Annotated in this window: 17 protein-coding genes; 4 read left to right on the top strand and 13 right to left on the bottom strand. The window is 61.7% G+C overall.

All coding sequences use genetic code 11. The features are described from left to right. Positions 1-134: 134 nt before the first annotated feature. Positions 135-1418, top strand: a complete 1284-nt coding sequence (locus AC1D06_RS05135) for a metal-dependent hydrolase family protein (RefSeq protein ID WP_477985413.1) — start codon at positions 135-137, stop codon at positions 1416-1418. Positions 1419-1805: 387 nt separating this feature from the next. On the opposite strand, the gene AC1D06_RS05130 is transcribed toward AC1D06_RS05135, so the two are convergent. Further along, positions 1806-3323 carry an outer membrane beta-barrel protein gene (locus tag AC1D06_RS05130; protein WP_477985412.1) on the bottom strand — a complete coding sequence of 506 codons (1518 nt, stop codon included), beginning with the start codon at positions 3321-3323 and terminating at the stop codon, positions 1806-1808. A 191-nt stretch (positions 3324-3514) separates the two neighbouring features. On the opposite strand from AC1D06_RS05130, the gene AC1D06_RS05125 reads away from it, so the two are divergent. Then, positions 3515-4510: a KpsF/GutQ family sugar-phosphate isomerase gene (locus tag AC1D06_RS05125; RefSeq protein WP_477985411.1), complete on the top strand. Its 996-nt coding sequence runs from the start codon at positions 3515-3517 to the stop codon at positions 4508-4510. On the opposite strand, the gene AC1D06_RS05120 is transcribed toward AC1D06_RS05125, so the two are convergent. From AC1D06_RS05120 to AC1D06_RS05100, 5 genes are all read right to left on the bottom strand, one after another. After that, positions 4511-4993, bottom strand: coding sequence for a hypothetical protein (locus tag AC1D06_RS05120; protein WP_477985410.1), 483 nt, complete (start codon positions 4991-4993; stop codon positions 4511-4513). Continuing rightward, positions 4990-5349 carry a DUF5675 family protein gene (locus tag AC1D06_RS05115; RefSeq protein ID WP_477985409.1) on the bottom strand — a complete coding sequence of 120 codons (360 nt, stop codon included), beginning with the start codon at positions 5347-5349 and terminating at the stop codon, positions 4990-4992. The genes AC1D06_RS05120 and AC1D06_RS05115 overlap by 4 nt, the downstream gene beginning before the upstream one ends. Positions 5350-5421: 72 nt before the next feature. Continuing rightward, positions 5422-5880, bottom strand: coding sequence for an NfeD family protein (locus AC1D06_RS05110; RefSeq protein WP_477985408.1), 459 nt, complete (start codon positions 5878-5880; stop codon positions 5422-5424). Beyond that, positions 5877-6926 (bottom strand): SPFH domain-containing protein, encoded by a 1050-nt coding sequence (locus AC1D06_RS05105; protein ID WP_477985407.1) that lies wholly within the window; start codon positions 6924-6926, stop codon positions 5877-5879. Before AC1D06_RS05105 ends, AC1D06_RS05110 begins: the two co-directional genes overlap by 4 nt. Before the next feature lie 93 nt (positions 6927-7019). Further along, entirely contained in the window at positions 7020-7973 is a 954-nt protein-coding gene (locus AC1D06_RS05100) for a GlxA family transcriptional regulator (protein WP_477985406.1), read from the bottom strand. Between the two features lie 87 nt (positions 7974-8060). Between AC1D06_RS05100 and AC1D06_RS05095 the strand changes: the two genes are divergently transcribed. After that, positions 8061-8840 carry an MBL fold metallo-hydrolase gene (locus tag AC1D06_RS05095; protein ID WP_477877673.1) on the top strand — a complete coding sequence of 260 codons (780 nt, stop codon included), beginning with the start codon at positions 8061-8063 and terminating at the stop codon, positions 8838-8840. Here AC1D06_RS05095 and hemH read toward each other — a convergent pair. From hemH to AC1D06_RS05060, 7 genes are all read right to left on the bottom strand, one after another. Then, positions 8837-9871 (bottom strand): ferrochelatase, encoded by a 1035-nt coding sequence (gene hemH / locus AC1D06_RS05090; protein ID WP_477985405.1) that lies wholly within the window; start codon positions 9869-9871, stop codon positions 8837-8839. The genes AC1D06_RS05095 and hemH overlap by 4 nt on opposite strands. 125 nt (positions 9872-9996) lie before the next feature. Then, on the bottom strand, positions 9997-11937 hold the full coding sequence (locus AC1D06_RS05085; protein ID WP_477985404.1) for a 5'-nucleotidase C-terminal domain-containing protein: 1941 nt from the start codon (positions 11935-11937) through the stop codon (positions 9997-9999). A 131-nt stretch (positions 11938-12068) separates the two neighbouring features. Next, the gene (gene omp10, locus AC1D06_RS05080; RefSeq protein ID WP_477877670.1) at positions 12069-12461 is read right to left on the bottom strand and encodes an outer membrane lipoprotein Omp10; all 393 of its coding nucleotides are present in this window, start codon (positions 12459-12461) and stop codon (positions 12069-12071) included. A gap of 174 nt (positions 12462-12635) precedes the next feature. Beyond that, on the bottom strand, positions 12636-14081 hold the full coding sequence (locus AC1D06_RS05075; RefSeq protein ID WP_477985403.1) for a homospermidine synthase: 1446 nt from the start codon (positions 14079-14081) through the stop codon (positions 12636-12638). Between the two features lie 113 nt (positions 14082-14194). Further along, complete coding sequence (locus tag AC1D06_RS05070; RefSeq protein ID WP_477985402.1) at positions 14195-15094, bottom strand: heme-dependent oxidative N-demethylase family protein; 900 nt, start codon at positions 15092-15094, stop codon at positions 14195-14197. Further along, complete coding sequence (locus tag AC1D06_RS05065) at positions 15091-15456, bottom strand: nuclear transport factor 2 family protein (protein ID WP_477877667.1); 366 nt, start codon at positions 15454-15456, stop codon at positions 15091-15093. Before AC1D06_RS05065 ends, AC1D06_RS05070 begins: the two co-directional genes overlap by 4 nt. A 2-nt stretch (positions 15457-15458) precedes the next feature. Beyond that, a complete protein-coding gene (locus AC1D06_RS05060) occupies positions 15459-15743 on the bottom strand; it encodes a YciI family protein (protein ID WP_477877666.1) in 285 nt (94 codons plus the stop codon). Positions 15744-15851: 108 nt separating this feature from the next. Here AC1D06_RS05060 and trhO point away from each other — a divergent pair, with 108 nt between their 5' ends. Further along, complete coding sequence (gene trhO / locus AC1D06_RS05055; RefSeq protein WP_477985401.1) at positions 15852-16796, top strand: oxygen-dependent tRNA uridine(34) hydroxylase TrhO; 945 nt, start codon at positions 15852-15854, stop codon at positions 16794-16796. Positions 16797-16800 lie beyond the last annotated feature (4 nt).

The raw sequence follows: 16800 nt of genomic DNA, 5'->3' as shown, positions 1-16800 counted from the left end.
GTCAACCGGTCTGTCTCAAATAGCGGATTCCGTGCAAAACATGGCCGTAGGACATGGCATTTTCGCTGCCTATCATCGCCGTCATCGGGAGCGGCACGCTCCGCTCTCCCCGTGACGATCGAGGAGGAAACGTCATGACCGCCTATCTGTTCACCAATGTTACGGTCTGGGACGCGATCGACGACGAAGCCTATCGCGGCGAGGTTTTGGTCGAAGGCAACCGGATCAAGACGGTCGCGCGCGGCGCCAACCAGATCGCCCGTGAAAATGCAGCGGAGGTGATCGACGGCGGCGGCCAATTCCTGATGCCCGGCCTTGTCGAGGGCCATTGCCATCTGAGCTTCACCAATCCCAGCCGCAATCAGGACCTCGGCGAAATCCCGCCGGAGGAACATCTGCTGAAGACGATGCGCAATGCGACGCTGCTGCTCAATTGCGGCTTCACCTCCGCCTATTCTGCCGCCTCGGCAAAGCTTCGCCTCGACGTGGTGGTGCGGCAGGAGATCGAGGACGGCTATCTTGCCGGGCCGCGCTACAAGGCGGCGGGGCCGGAAATCACGGTCACCGGCGGGCTTGGCGACGAGCGCAAGAACCATGGCAATTTCGAAGGTTTCGGCATGATTGCCGATGGCGTTGCGGAAATCCGCCGCGCGGTGCGGCTTTGCGTGCGCGAAGGTGTCGACAACATCAAATTCAACGTCTCCGGTGACGAGTTCACCTCCAATATCCGCGCCGAACTGGTTTCGATCAGCCAGGAGGAGTTGAACGCTGGCGTCGAGACGGCGCATGATTTCGGCAAACGGGTGGCAACGCATGCGCGCGCAGCCGAATCCGTCAAGCGGGCGCTGCGGGCCGGTGCGGACTGCATCTATCATTGCGATTTCGCCGACGAGGAGGCGCTCGACATGCTCGAAGCCGCCAAAGACCGGGTGATCGTCGGCCCTGCCTTTGGCCTGGTGCACAATTCGGTGTTCGAGGGCGATGTGGTCGGCATGACCAAGGCCGTCGTTGAGCGCATGGGCCTGCCGCGCAAGCTGGAGCACACGATCGCCACCTATCGTGAGATGCGCAAGCGCGGCATGCGGGTGGTGATCGGCGGCGACTATGGTTTCACCGTCACGCCGATGGGGCAGAATGCGCGCGACATCGGCCATTTCGTCAAATTCTTCGGCTATTCGCCGGTCGAGGCGCTGCGTTGCGCGACAATCGTCGGCGCCGACCTGATGGGCCACAAGGGCGAACTCGGCATCGTCAAGGCCGGCGCGCTTGCCGACCTGCTGCTGGTCGACGGCGACCCGCTCAGGGACCAGTCGGTGCTGGTGGGGCCTAGCCATTTCTCGATGATCATGAAGGACGGGTCGATGCATCGCGATCCGCGCAAGGCGAAACGGCAGGTACGGCGGGTGGCGGCGGAGTAGTTCGCGTCAGGATTCATGGTTCAGCCGAGTCTGCCGGCGGCGGTAGGGTCGGTGCGTGTTATGACGGGGTCTGCGCATGTGGCAAAGACCCTCTCTGGCCTGCCGGCCATCTCCCCCACAAGGGGGGAGAAGACGCGCGGCACGCTCTTTGCCTCAATTGGGGCACAGCGAAGCCGCGGGTTAAGCCCCTCCCCCTTGTGGGGGTCCGAAGGACGGGTCGAGACCAGTGGCTCGACCCCGTAAGTTGGGGCGGGGTCTTTGCGCCGTATGCGACAGCTCTGATGTCCATGGGGCAGCCTAGCCCGCAAGCTGGTCAACGAATGTCAGTATGATGTGGATCGCGCAGCGAGTTCTCAGCCGCCTCGGAAAAACGCGTCCCTGATACACTCACCGCTTCAGCGACAACCCCATGCCGGCCGTCAGCTGGCTGGATGTCGGCGTGCCGGGCTGGGTGGTCCTCTCCCAGGCGATGTCGGCGTTGAGATCGAGCGAGCGGGACAGGCCCCACGTCAGGCCGGCGCCGAGGTCGTAGACTTTCTGGTTGGCCTGCGCGGCGTCGGAATAGTCGCGGATGGTGAAGGCGGTGCTGACATGGCCCTTGAGCGTATCGATAATGTCCTGGGTGATCAGTGCATTGGCGGTATAGGCGATGTCGCCGCTGGCGCCGGCCGTGGTCGATGGTTCGATCAGGGTCGTCAGGCCGAAATTGACGTCGGTGCCGCGCTGGGGCGACCAGGTCGCGTTGCCGTTCAGGGTGGCGGCGGAGATTGATTTCAGCCGGGAATCGTCGAACTGCGCCAAGGCATAGCCGCCCGCCAGTTCGCCGCGCAGCTTGTCGCCGAAATCGGTTTCGACGCCGCTGCGCAATTCGTAGACCTGCGCATCGCGGACGAAGCCGAGGCTGTCCTTGTGCTCGTCATAGATCGTGCGGGCATAGGACGCCTGGATGAAGGGGATCATCGCCGCCGAGACCTCGTAGCCGATGCGGCCACGCAGCGTCACGGTGTTTTGATTGCGGTCGGCCTGCGACACGAACTGGCCGGGCGTCACTTCGGCATCGCCAAAGGTCTGCCGCTGGAAATCGACACCGGCAGTGCCTCTGATGAGGCCGAGGTTGCGGACGATTTCGGCGGTCGCCGTCGTCGTGTTGACCAGCGACTGGCTGGTGGCGTTGGAAATGGCGTTGACGGCGCTGATATCCTCGCGCTGGACGGAATAGCCGGCTTTCAGGTTGACCGCGGTGCCATCGGTGATGTCGAGTCTCAGCGCCGCATCGATGGAGCCTTCGGGATCGTCCTGCCTGATACCGCTCAGCGTCTTCTGCCAGGTGCCCTGGGTGTTGATATCGAGCTGGTGCTCGTCCCAGTCCGATGTCAGGCTGCCCTTGAGGCCGGTCTGCAGGAAGGTGCGGTTGACGGAATCCTTGCCCGTCGCGGTCCGCTCGGTGTTGATCGATTCCGACACGGTCGGCCGGAGAATGAAGGAGCCCATCCGGATGCCCGGTGTCAGCCCGTCATCGACCTTGCGCGGCCTGTTATCATCGACCTTCTGGTCGCGCATGTTCTGGCGGCGCAGTTCTTTCAGCGTCGCCGCATCGGCAATGGCGTTGAAATCGGCGCTCGGATCGAAATCGGGGTCGGCCGAAGTGACCGCGTCCTGTCCGGGCCTGCCGTTGCGGTCGGTATTGCCGGTGTCGGAATCGTCCGCCGTCGAGTCGTTGTTCGGATCCTGCGCCTGCTGATCCGGTGTCGTGGCGGTCAGCGGCTGGTTGAGCCGGTTCGATGCGCCGGTATCTGTCGGCGTCGCCGATTGCGCCGCCGCATGCCCGGCCGCGAGCAATGCCGCCAGCACGGCCGCCGACAGGCCTGCCGAAACGAGTTTGGCGTTGAGACGACGGTTTTTCATGCTCGGCCGGCCGGTCACAGCTGTTTCAAATCATTACCCATTGGTAAAGGAGCAAGGTTAACCATTCCTTTCAAAGTGCCGTGCCGAGCCACAAATCAGGCGACTTCATCCGGTTGAAGGTGGCGGCGAGGGCGCGCGATGTGACGGATTTCCGGTCTGGACATCGCCGCAGTAAAGAGTAGATCGGGCCAATGACAGAAAATGTGCTGAAACTCCCCCAAAGCGACGCCGCCCGGTCGGCGATCCGGACGATAAAATACGAGAAGGCCGGGTTGACCGAGCTTGAGCGCGCGCTCGGCAATGGTCTGTCGAGGCCCTTCGAAGAGGCGGTGGAACGCCTCGTCAAATTGCCGGGCCGTGTGGTCGTCACCGGCGTCGGCAAGAGCGGTCATGTCGGCACCAAGATCGCGGCGACGCTCGCCTCGACCGGCACGCCGGCTTTCTTCGTCCATCCGGTCGAGGCCAGTCACGGTGACCTCGGCATGATCACCGTGCACGACGCGATCATCGCGATTTCCTGGGGCGGCGAGACGACGGAACTGCAGGCGATCATCGCCTATTCCAGGCGTTTTTCCATTCCACTGATCGCCATCACCTCGGGCAAGGATTCGACGCTGGCGCGTGCCGCCGATATCGTGCTCTGCCTGCCGAAGGTGGATGAGGCCTGCCCGCATGGGCTGGCGCCGACGACGTCGACATTGATCACGCTGGCCATGGGCGATGCGCTCGCCGTGGCACTGCTGGAAGCACGCGGCTTCACCGCACTGGATTTCAAGACCTTCCATCCCGGCGGCAAGCTGGGGGCGACGCTGTCGCATGTGCGTGAGGTCATGCATACCGGCGACAGCGTGCCGGTCGTATTGCTGGGTACAAGCGTGCCCGACGCGGTCATGACGCTGACTCAAAAGCGCTTTGGCTGTGTCGGCGTCGTCGATGATGACGGCGTGCTGGTGGGGATCGTGACGGATGGCGATATTGCCCGGCGGCTCGGCAAGAACCTTGTCGAGATGAAGGTCGAGGACATCATGACCCATAGCCCCAAATTCGTGCATGGCGATATGCTCGCCACCAGCGCCATGGGGCTGCTCAACCAGTACACGATTTCGGCGCTGATCGTCACCGACGAGGACAAGCGCCCGGTCGGGGTGGTGCATTTCCACGACCTGCTCAGGATTGGCGTGGCGTAGTTACTGCGCGGAGACCGCGGCGATGCTGTCGCTGCATTGGCGAATGATCTTCGTGTCGCCTTTGGCTTTGGCAAGTGCCTGGAGAGCGGCCTTCTTCCATTGGGCCAGCTGTTCCGGGCTCGGCTCGATCAGCGGCACGGTGCAGACCTCATCCATGGGAAAGGCCGGGCCGATCATGGGCAGCACGGCATCCGGATTGACCTTCAGCGCCGCCGCGACCGCGCCGACCAGGTCTTCTCCGGTCCCGGCATCGGTTCCGGGCCGCAGCCGGGCGGCAATATCAAGCCAGGCCTCGTCGCCGGTCGCGATCGCGTCGAGCACATGCTGCCAATCCTGCGGCGCAGTGGACGACAAAGTGGCGACGAGCTTGACCGGTCCGTTCCTGTCGATATCGGCTGCAATCTGCTCCGCAGTCCTTTCCGCTGCCATCAGCGGCACCGCAGCCAGTGCCAGCAGGATTGCAGTGCGCAGCGCGATGATCATGCCGTGACCTTCAGCGTTTGATCCTTGGAGCCCGAAATCCTGTGCCGTATGGATGGCCCGAGGATGATGCAGCCTTCCGAGGCATCGTGCTTGGAATTGTCGCCGTGGATGAGGAATTCCGATCGGCCGAATGTGTTGGTGTCGGCGCTCGGGGTCAGCGCCATGACATGCGGCCCATGCGTCCTGGTGTCATAGGGGGCGCTGATCGCGTAGGTGCCCTGCGGAACCGGGCCGACATTGCGGACATTCTGCATGTCCGGATTGTTTCGCCCTTGTCCGGTCCCGGAATATCCGGTTCCGACCAGTTTCGTTCCCTGCTTCATCTCGCCTGATTTCTGACTATAGGTCCACGTCATTTGCTCCTCCAGTTCTCGCTGTCGCTATACTGGTCCGAGCAAGTTGCCGGCGCGGTTACCACGGGAACACTGTTACATCGCCTCGACCATCAGCCCGCTGCCACGGCTGCCCACCACCCTGACCTTGGAGCCGAGCGGCAGGTCGGGACCGTTGACCATCCAGACGGTGTCGCCGATCTTGACGCGGCCATGGCCGTTGACGATCGGGTCGATCAGATTGGCGGTGCGGCCGATCAGCGTCGCGCCACGGTCGTTGAGCAGCGGCTCATCAGTCCGGGCGTTGGAACGGATCAGCCAGCGGCGGCCGATGAAGACGCTGATCACCGAAAGGATCGCGAAGACGATCCACTGGACCTCCCAGCTCCACCAACTCGCGCCCCAGAAGGCGACCGACAGGCCGCCGGTGACCAAGCCGGCGAGGCCGACCCAGACGAGGAAATTGCCCGGGACGAGGATTTCGGCGACCAGCAGGATGACGCCGAAGATCAGCCAGCTCCAGGCACCGAATTCGTGGATGAGGTTGAGGATCATGTCTGGTTACCTCCCGGTTGGAAAGGCGACACGAACGGGTTGGGGTTGGCGTTGGTGACGATCGGGGTCGTGCGCGATGCGCTGTTGCGCGTGGTCGGCGCGGGGGTGGGGGTCGGCGTGTCGCCGCCGCCGAACACCTCCCTGGCAATGGCGCCGATGCCGCCCAGCGAGCCGATCAGGGAGGAGGCTTCCATGGGCATCAGCACGATCTTGGAATTGTTGGCCGAGCCGATGGCAGTCAGCGCTTCAGTGTATTTCTGCGCCACGAAATAGTTGATCGCCTGGACATTGCCGGCGGCGATGGCTTCCGAGACCATGCGCGTCGCCTTGGCTTCGGCCTCGGCCAGGCGTTCGCGGGCTTCGGCGTTGCGGAAGGCGGCTTCGCGCTCGCCCTCGGCCTTGAGGATGGCGGCCTGCTTGGCGCCTTCGGCTTTCAGGATCTGCGAGTTGCGCAGGCCTTCGGCTTCCAGCACCTGGGCGCGCTTCTCGCGTTCGGCCTTCATTTGCCGGGCCATCGAATCGACCAGGTTCTGCGGCGGGGTGATGTCCTTGATCTCGACGCGGGTGATCTTGATGCCCCAGGGATTGGCCGCCTCGTCGACGGTCCTGAGCAGCCGCTCATTGATCGTGTCGCGGTTGGAGAGCAGTTCGTCGAGATCCATCGAGCCCATGACCGAGCGGATATTGGTCATGGTCAGGTTGAGCAGCGCCTGGTTGAGGTTGGAGATCTGGTAGGCGGCCTGCGGCGCATTCAGCACCTGGTAGAAGGCGACGGCATCGGCCTTGACGCTGGCATTGTCCCTGGTGATCACTTCCTGGGTGGGAACGTCGAGCACCTGCTCCATCATGTTGAGCTTGGCGCCGATTGAGTCGATGAACGGGATGATCAGGTTGAGGCCGGGATGCAGGGTCTTGGTATAGCGCTTGAAGCGTTCGACGGTGTAGTTATAGCCCTGCGGGACGGTCTTGATACCGGCAAACAGTGTTAAAATCACCAGAACGACTATGGCGACAACCGCCCAGTCCATGCCGGAAAAGGAATCCATTTTCGCGCGCTCCCTCGTTGCGAAATTCATGCTTGTTCGTAACATAGAACGTTGGAGTGGCGCGCTTTATTTGCAAGAGGCCGCGTCCTTCAATTACCCGGATTCGACCATATTGCGCCGGTACTGACCCGGCGTCATGCCGGTCTCGCGCGAAAACACGGCGCGGAAGAAGGCCATGTCGGAAAAGCCGGCGCGTTCGGCGACCGTGTCGAGCGACAGCTGCTTTTGCGCCAGCATCGTCTTTGCGGCTTCGATCCGCCGCAGTTGCAGGAACTTGATCGGCGTGACGCCGTAATTGTCCTGGAAACGGCGCTGGAAGCTGCGCAGGCTCATATTGCAGAAGGTCGCCATATCGGGGACGGTGAGGCCGCCGCCGCCGCGCCGGTCCATTTCCCGTTCGAGCGCTTCGAAGATAGTCGCATCTCTCGGCGCCGCCACCAGCTTGGTGGCGTAGACCGACTGCTTCTGGCGGATGGTGTCGGCCAGCAATGTCTGGCCAAGACTTTGCGCCAGCGCGCCACCTTGCGTCTTTCGGACGATGTGCAGGCAGAGATCGACGATCGACAGCAGGCCGCCGGCCGTGATGACATCGCCATGGTCGACCAGCATTTCTCGTGTGTTCCAGCGCACTGCGGGGTAGGTGCGCGTGGCAAAGTCCACGTAGTTCCAGTGTGTCGTCGCCTCGCGGCTGTCAAGCAGGCCGGCGGCGGCCGGGAGGAATGCGCCCAGACAGGCACTGGCAATCGTGGCTCCCGCGTCAGCCGATTGGCGCAGCAAATCGAGCTCGGGGATGTCAAAGTCCTGCAGCAGGCGCGCGGAGTCCATCGGCGGGATGATCAGGTAGCCGCTGCCCATATTCTCGATCGGCTGCAGCTTGATCGTGCCATCCTCCCATTCGAACCTGTTGCCGGTGCCGACGAGCCGGATATCGAAGACGGTGGCGCCTGAATGACGGTTGCCGAGGCGAAAGATGGAGGCCGCGAGCATGGCAAAGCCTGGTTGGGTGCCAGCGTGAAAGAGAATAGAAACAGGAATCGGCTTTGGCAAGAATGCCTCCATAAATGGCTTATTTGCCAATTGCGTCTTTTATAGCATGGCGTAGTTTCTGGCGCAAATACAGCAAAGGAGGCGAAAATGCCAGACAAGGAAGTAGCGCTCACATTGGTCGGCGGTCCGACGGTGCTGGTCGAGTATGGTGGATTGCGGTTTCTCACCGATCCGACTTTCGATCACAGCGGCCACGAATATCCCCGCAATGGTGTAACGCTCAAGAAAACCGCAGACCCTGCTCTTACGCCAGAGGCACTGGGCAAAGTCGACGCGGTGCTGCTGAGCCATGACCAGCATGCTGATAATCTCGATGACCATGGGCGGGAATTTTCCGAAACCGTGCCCGTCGTGCTGACCACGCCAGTCGGCGCCGGCCGTCTTCAGGGCAATGCCCGTGGTCTCGCCGTCTGGGAGACCGAGACGTTTCACGCAGCCGATGGCACTGAGGTGCGGATCACCGCGACACCCTGCCGTCACGGACCTGCGGGCATCGAGCCGGTGACCGGCGATGTCACCGGGTTTGTGCTCGAGACGGTGGACGGCTCGTTGCCGTCGCTCTATGTGACGGGCGACACGGTCTATTACGAGGGCGTGGCCGAGGTGGCGCGGCGGTTTTCGCCGGGCTTTGTCCTCGCATTCGCCGGGGCGGCGCGGGTTCGCGGTCCGATCGATCTCACCATGTCGGCCAATGACCTGCTCGACACGGCCAATGCCTTTCCGCAGTCATTGATTATCCCGGTTCATACGGAAGGCTGGGCGCATTTCACCCAGGCCGCCGAGGAAGTCGCGGGCGTGTTCGGCGCGCTCGGTCTCGGCCATCGCATCCGGACAATCAAGCCGGGCGATCGCACGATCCTCGGCTAGATCCAGCCCAGCAGTTCGCGCCGGACCTGGGCTTCGAGCACGTTCATCCCATCGTCGCTGTCGTTGAGGCAGGGGATGTGGGTGAACTTCTCGCCGCCATGGTGGAGGAAGGATTCCCTGGCCTGTTCGCCGATTTCTTCCAGGGTTTCCAGGCAGTCCGAGACGAAGCCCGGATTGAAGACGGCCAAGCGTTTGACACCCTCAGCCGGCAAAGCCTCGATGGTCTTGTCGGTATAGGGTTTCAGCCATTCTTCCGGTCCGAAGCGCGACTGGAAGGTCAGCATCAGCTTCTTCTCGTCCCAGCCGAGCCGCTGGCGCAGCAGCCGGGCGGTCTTCTGGCAATGGCAGTAATAGGGGTCGCCCTTGTCGAAATAGCTCTGCGGAATGCCGTGGAACGAGGCGATCACCAGGTCCGGCTGCCAGTCGAGCGTCGCCAGGTGATTGGTGATCGAATTGGCCAGCGCTTCGATATAGGCCGGATGGTCATGGTAGGGGGGCACCGTGCGGATCGCCGGCTGCCAGCGCATTTTTTGCAGTGCGTCGAAGGCCTTGTCGTTGACGGTCGCCGTCGTGGCTGCGGCATATTGCGGATAGAGCGGGAAGATCAGGATGCGGTCGCAGCCCTGGGCCTTGAGCGCATCGAGCCGTTCGGCGATCGACGGATTGCCGTAGCGCATGCCCCAATCGATGACGACATTGGGGAAATCCGCGAGCCGTTCAGCCATTTTCTCGGCCTGCGCCCGCGTATAGGTGCGCAGATAGCTCTCGTCCTTCTCCTTGTTCCAGATCGTCTCATAGGCCTTGCCGACTTTTTGCGGGCGGCGGTTCAAGACGATGCCGAACAGGATCGGATACCATTTCCACGGCGACCATTCGATCACCCGGCGATCCATCAGGAATTCCTTGAGATAGCGGCGCATCGAGGCATAGTCGGTGCCATCTGGCGTGCCGAGATTGACGAGCAGCACACCGACTTTGCCGGATGTCACCGACGGATGGCCGGTGGGGAGCTGCGCTGCTGCAATGGTCATGATCGGTCCTGTTTTTCTTTGTTCTACGCGCAACGCCGCAGCGCGGATGATGCCGCCCCGGATATAGAAAAGAACAGCGGCCCGGAAAAGACCGGGCCGCTGGAAAGAAGTACCACAGATGTCGTTTACTTGGCGGGGATCGTCAGGTCCGCGCCGATCGTCAGCGCATGCGGCCGCATGCGGTTGGCTTCACGAATCTTTCTCCACTGAGCACCTTCGCCGTAATAGGTCTTGGCTAGATCCCAATAGGTGTCGCCCTTCGCGATGGTGTGCTTGGTTTCCTTGCCGGCGGTCTCGGAGGCCCCGGTATCGGCCGGCTTGGCCTCCGTTGTCGTGGTCGTCGCCGGCTTGGTTTCGGTTGTGGTGGTGGTCGTCGCCGCCGGTTTGGTCTCGGTGGTCGTGGCGGCGGGCTTGGCTTCCGTCGTTGTCGTCGTAGCAGCAGGCTTTGCCTCAGCGGCAGCCGCGACGACGGTCACGCGGCCATCGGTATAAGGCTTGTAAGGCGAGTGCTTGCCGATAAAGGCGGCGACCACGTCTTCGAGGTTCGGGCCGTAGTCATAGGCATCGATGCCCTTGTCCTTGAATATCTTGTAGCCGTCGCCGCCGCTGCGCATGTAGTTGTTGGAGACGATGCTATAGGTCTTGTTCGGATCGAGCGGTGTGAAACTACCGTTCTCGGCCACGTCGACCGACGTGATACGCTGGCCGACCGGCTTGCTGGCGTCGAAGCTATATTTCAGCCCGGCGACCTGCGGAAAGCGGCCGGCACCGTCGGCAACTTGGCTCAGGCCGTTTTCGAGCGCGGCCTTGACGTCCTCGCCCTTGAGCTTGAAGGTGGCGATGGTGTTCTGGAACGGCAGCACGGTCAGCACCGCGCCCATCGAAATGTCGCCGCCGTCGATCGAGGCACGCAGGCCGCCGCCATTGGCGATGGCAATCTGGACGCCTTGCGCCTTGGTGCTGTCGAGCATGGCGTCGGCCACGAGGTCGCCCATCTGGCATTCCCTGGAGCGGCAGGTGTCGTGCGAGCCGTCGATCGCGGTCGTTGACGAGCCGATGATCTTCTTCTTGACCGCCTCGATCGGCGCGCCGAGTTCCTTGATCCGGGCGGCGAGCACCGGATCGGGCTTGAACGAGGAATCGACCAGGATCGGGTCACCCTTTGCGGATTTGACCACGCCCTTGTCATCGAAGATCACGGTTATATCGCCGAGATATTTGCTATAGGAGGCGGCCTGGACCACCGGCACCTTATAGCCGCCAGGATTGTCAGCCCAGGTCGGGTAGGGGCCGGCCGCACTCTTGTCGGTGTTGGATAGCAGCGTGTGCGAATGGCCGCCGACCACGACATCGACATCCGGGATCTTGGCGATCGCGTCGAGATCGCGCTGGTAGCCGACATGGGTGAGCGCAATGATCTTGTCGACGCCCTGAGATTTCACCTCCTGCACCGCCTTGGTGATCGCATCGACATCGTTGGTGATGGTGATGTTCGGACCCGGCGAAGAGATTTCCGGCGTGTCGTTGGTCACGGCGCCGACAATGCCGATCTTCTGGCCGCCGACGGTCAGGATGAGATAGGGCTTGATCTTGCCGGCGATCTTGGACTTGGCGGAAGCCTCGACATTGGCGGTCACGACCGGGAACTGGACCTTTTGCAGGAAGGTCAGGAGCGCGTCTTCGCTATTGTCGAATTCATGATTGCCGACGGTCATGGCGTCGAACTTCATGGCATTCATCATCTCGGCTTCGACGGCGCCCTTATAGGTTGTGTAGAACAACGACCCCTGGAAACTGTCGCCGCCGTCGAGCGTCAGCACATTCTTGCCGGCAAGGCCGGCGCGGGCCTGGTCAATGGCGGTCTTCAGGCGGGCAGCGCCGCCGAAGCAGGCATTCTTCGCCTCATCCGCGGCCGAGCAGGTCGAGTCATATTTGTTGATCGATTCGACGCGGGAATGGAAATCGTTGATGTGCAGGATATGCAGTTCGTAGTCGGCCAGTGCGGCGCCGGCCGAGAAGGCAAGCGCCGAGGCACTGACGCATACGAGACGGATCGTGCGTAACATGGTGTTCTCCTTCCTATTGCAACATGCCTCTACCGCTGAATTATCCAGGGCGTATGACATCTATGCTTTCGCAAGCGACCGGACCTCCAAAGAAGTCCGGAATCAGGTTCAAGAGAATCGGCCGGCGGTGATTATTGTGCCGCCACCGGCGTCGCTGCGCCCTTGCGCACCAGCGAGAACTGGGCGCCGGAATCAGCCGTACAATTGAGCTGCTGCGGCGAGATCATCGCACAATTGACCTTGGACTGCTTGTTCTGGACATGCGAGACCATGTTGATCGCGTAGAGATTGTCGCCGGGCAGCTTCACATAGGTGCCGGATGCGAGCAACTGGTTGGTATCGGTGGTGCGCGTGTTGAAATTGCCGGCCTGGAAGGTCGAGACAAGCCCGTTTGGATCGGTCCAGTTGCCTTCGATCGTCGTCGGCGCGGCCGGGGTGTTGGGCGCCGGGCGGTCGCCGCTGTCTGTGGTGCACGATGCCAGTGTCGCAGCGGCTATCAAGGCCGGAACGGCAAATTTCCTCATATCGATCTCCCCATGGGGCCGGCGTGGCGCAGTGTGCCGGCGGCGTGTCGGAATTGATTTTGCCGTCATTCTGAAATGAACGCAAGGCGTTGGCAGTGATCAATCCGCCTGTGCGGGAAGAATGCAACAGCACCCCCGCGCGTTCCATGCGCGCGGGGGTGCCTGTTAGACGGTTCAGCGAACCAGAATATTCTTGAACTGCCAGGGATCGGACTCGTCGATGTCCTCATCGAACAGCGCTTGGCGGCCGTCAAGCGGCGTCCAGTCGGTATAATGGCCTTCGACCGGGCCGAGATAGGGCATCTGCACTTCGAGGCAGCGCTTGTAGTCCATTTCCTCGGTTTCGACGATGCCGGCATTGGGGTTTTCAAGCGCCCAGACCATGCCGGCGAGCACGGCGGAGGTCACCTGCATGCCGGTGGCATTCTGGTAGGGCGCGAGCTTGCGGGCCTCTTCGAGCGACAGCCGCGAGCCATACCAGTAGGCGTTCTTCTCGTGGCCGTAGAGCAGCACGCCGAGTTCGTCCTTGCCGTCGACCAGTTCCTTCTCGTCCAGCACGTGCTTGACCGGCTGTTCATTGCCGCCGTTGCCGAACATTTCGTGCAGCGACAGAACCGCGTCGTTGGACGGATGATAGGCATAGTGGCAGGTCGGCCGATAGGTCACGTCGCCATCCTTGTCGCGGACGGTGTAATAATCGGCGGTCGAGATCGCCTCGTTATGGGTGACGAGAAAGCCGTATTGCGGGCCAGGCGTCGGGCACCAGGTGCGGACGCGGGTGTTGGCACCGGGCTGTTCGAGGAAGATGGCGGCCTTGCTGCCCTTCTTGAACTTGCGGCCGTTCTTCGGCATCCACTTCTCGTTCGTGCCCCAGCCGAGTTCGGCCGGCTGCAAGCCTTCCGAAATGAAACCGTCGACCGACCAGGTGTTCCAGAACGTGTTGAACGGCTTCGGCTGCTTGGTGCGCTGCGTGTCGCGCTCGGCGATATGGACACCCTTGACGCCGAGCTTCTTCATCAGCTTGGCCCAGCCCTCGCGGTCGCCGGTCGCCGGCTCGTCGTATTTGAGGCCGGTGTCATTGGCGAGATTGATCACCGCCTGCTTGATGAACCAGGACACCATGCCCGGATTGGCGCCGCAGCAGGAGACCGCCGTCGTGCCGCCCGGGTTCTTCACCCTTTCGGCCTGCACGGTTTCGCGCAGCGTGTAGTTGGTGCGCGCGGCGTTGTCTTTTTCCTTGTCGAAATAGAAGCCGAGCCAGGGCTCGACGACCGTGTCGATATAGAGGACGCCGAGCTTGCGGCAGAGCCTCATGATATCGAGCGAGCCGGTATCGACCGACAGGTTGATACAAAAGCCCTGGCCTTCGCCCTCGGTGAGCAACGGCTTCAGCAGGTCCTTGTAATTGTCCTTGGTGACTGCTTCCTGAATGAATTTGATGCCATGCTTCTTTATCAGCTTGGGATCGGTGTCCTTCGGATCGATGATCACCATGCGGCTCTTGTCGAACCGGAAATGGCGTTCGAGGAGAGGCAAAGTACCACGTCCGATCGAGCCAAAGCCGATCATCACGATCGGGCCACTGATGTCGCCGTAAACGGGGTAATTTTGTTCATTCATTTTAGGGAGGCACTCCTGTGATTGGTTGTTGTACAGTTGGAGAATTTCTCTAACCACAATCCCTTGTCACAATAAAGGGGGTTCGCCCACTATATATGACGGTTTTATGACGATCAGCCCTGCGATGAGCGCAGTTCTAAGGCGCGCAGATAGTCCAGCAGCGAGGCTTTCTTGCTCACCATACCCTTGTAAGCGAGCTGCTCCGGCGAAAGATCAGCCAGTCGTTCGGCGAGCTTTGCCGCGATTTCTCGGCCATCCGGCAGCGTGGTCAGCAGGCCGATCGGATCGGTGTAGATACGGATGGTGAAGACGACACCGCCGGTCTTCGGCAGGCGGCGGAGCGTCTGGCGCTCGACGCGGATGAAATTGGTCGCCGGCGTGAAGAGCCGGCTCTCCTGCCGGGCGCCGCGCTCGGGCGGCCAGAAGAGGTCGCCTTCGGGGTAGATCGACCAGTTCAACCGGACGGCCGGGAGGTCGGGCTGCAGATTGTCGAAGATGCGGTTGATCATGGTGGCGTTGCGGGTGCCGCCGGCAAAGCCGGGCACATGATGGTGGACGCCTTCCATCGGTAGGCCGATCTTCTCCTTGAGCGACCAGGAAGAGGGGAAGGCGACATAGCCGGCGGTGACATGCCAGCCGGTGTCGCGCTTTTCGAGGACGACGAGGTCGTCTTCAACCAGTGCGCCAGCGGTCAGAAGCGGTGGCTGCTCGGTATCGAGATCGACTGTGCGGCCGGCGAAGCGGATGGTCGAGCCGTCCCTCTGATAGGTATCGGCGTGCTGGTCCAGCAGGTGTGCCGCGAGCAGATGAAGGCATTCGCTCTGGGCGGGTTCTGAGCCTTCGACCGTCTGGAAAACCGCGTCGAAATGATCTCTGAGCAGCCGGTCTTTTTCCCGCAGGACGCTATCGAGGTCGGCATCCGGCTCGATCCAACGGTTTGGGTCGAGCGCTGAAAGCCCAATGGTGAAGGGATTGGTACCGGAAGCGTAAGGCTTGTATTTGAGATTGGTCATTCGCACTTCGTACCCTGATGGAAGAGCAGGCGCCAGCGACTGTCTTCGCCGCGCTGCCAGACCGAACTGCGAAGCGCTTTTGTCTCGCTGCCATCAGGAGAGATGACGGAGAGTGTATAGAGAGCAAGGGCCGCGTCTTCGCCCAGGCGTTGGACGCCGAAGTCGTCAAAACGATAGTTGATCGGGTGCCGTTCTGCCGCCATCGCTGCGATAATTTCGTCGCGGCGCCACGCATGGCCTGATTTACCGAATTCGCGAAAACCATCGGCGAGCAATTCACTCGCCTGCTCCGGCGATGCGCGGACGCCAAGGTCCAGAAGTCGCCGCTCCAGAGCTTCGATCTCGCAGGCGAGCGCGTCCATGGTCAAGCCTTGAGGATGTCTGCGCCGGGCAGCGTGGTGGTGAAGGCCACTTCCGTGATCTCGTATTCCGCCACGCCGGCCAGGACGAAGGGATCGGCAGCGCAATAGGCTTCGATCTCGGCGCGGTCGCCGCGCGACAGGATCAGGCCGCCGGTGCGCGGCACCTTGCGGCCGGAGGCGATGAAATGGCCGTCGTCATAGCCCTTCTTCACCCAGGCCATATGCGGTTCGACGACCGCGTCGACCTTTTCCAACGGCACGATATAGTTCAGCGAGAGAATGAGCATGGCGGACCCCGGCAAATTATACAGTTGCAAAACTAGCATCCAGAAACTCAATTGCAAGCTTTTGCCAAGCCGATTGCGCTTTGCCGCCAAACCCGGTATTTCCCGGCCATGAACGACCAGATACATTCCCCTGAAAACATGGAGGCGAGCCCCTTCCTGGTGGCGGCGCTCTATCATTTCGTCTCGTTTCCGCAGTTTCGCGAGATGCAGGAGCCTTTGCAGGCGCTTTGCGAAGCCAACGATGTGCGCGGCACGCTGCTGCTTGCGCATGAGGGGATCAACGGCACGATTGCGGGTCCGGATGACGGTGTGAAGACCGTACTGGGTTTTTTGCGCGCGCAGCCGGCATTTACTGGGCTGGAGCACAAGGAAAGTCGCGCGAGCAAGGCGCCATTCATTCGGATGAAGGTGAAGCTGAAAAAAGAGATCGTCACCATGGGCGTCGAGGACATCGATCCGACGCGCGTGGTCGGCACCTATGTCAGCCCGCGCGACTGGAATGCCTTGATCACCGATCCGAATACGATCGTCATCGACACCCGCAATGATTACGAGACGGCGCTTGGTGTGTTCAAGGGTGCGGTCGATCCTGATATCAAGACGTTTCGCGATTTCCCCGATTGGGTGCGGCAGAACGATAGCCTGCACGACAAGCCGAAGGTCGCCATGTACTGCACCGGCGGCATACGCTGCGAGAAGGCCACCGCCTTCATGAAAGAGCAGGGTTTTGATGAGGTCTATCACCTCAAGGGCGGCATCCTGAAATATCTCGAAGAAGTGCCGGCAGAGGAAAGCCTCTGGGAAGGCGCCTGCTTCGTCTTCGACGAGCGCGTCTCCGTCGTCCAGGATTTGAAACAGGGCGACCACAAGCTCTGCCGCGCCTGCCGCAACCCGCTAACTTCCGAAGCCCTGGCTTCTCCGCTCTACGAAGCCGGCGTTTCTTGCCCGCAATGCTACGAGGTGCGGAGCGAGGACGACCGCAATCGGTTTCGCGAGCGGGAGAAACAGGCTCGCCTGGCGCGCGAGCGTGGGCAAAAACTGTTTGGTGTGTGAATTC

Source organism: Rhizobium sp. P2_G2 (genome assembly GCF_056403555.1).
The sequence above is the reverse complement of the archived record's forward strand: the minus strand, read 5'-3'. Positions and strand labels throughout refer to the sequence as shown.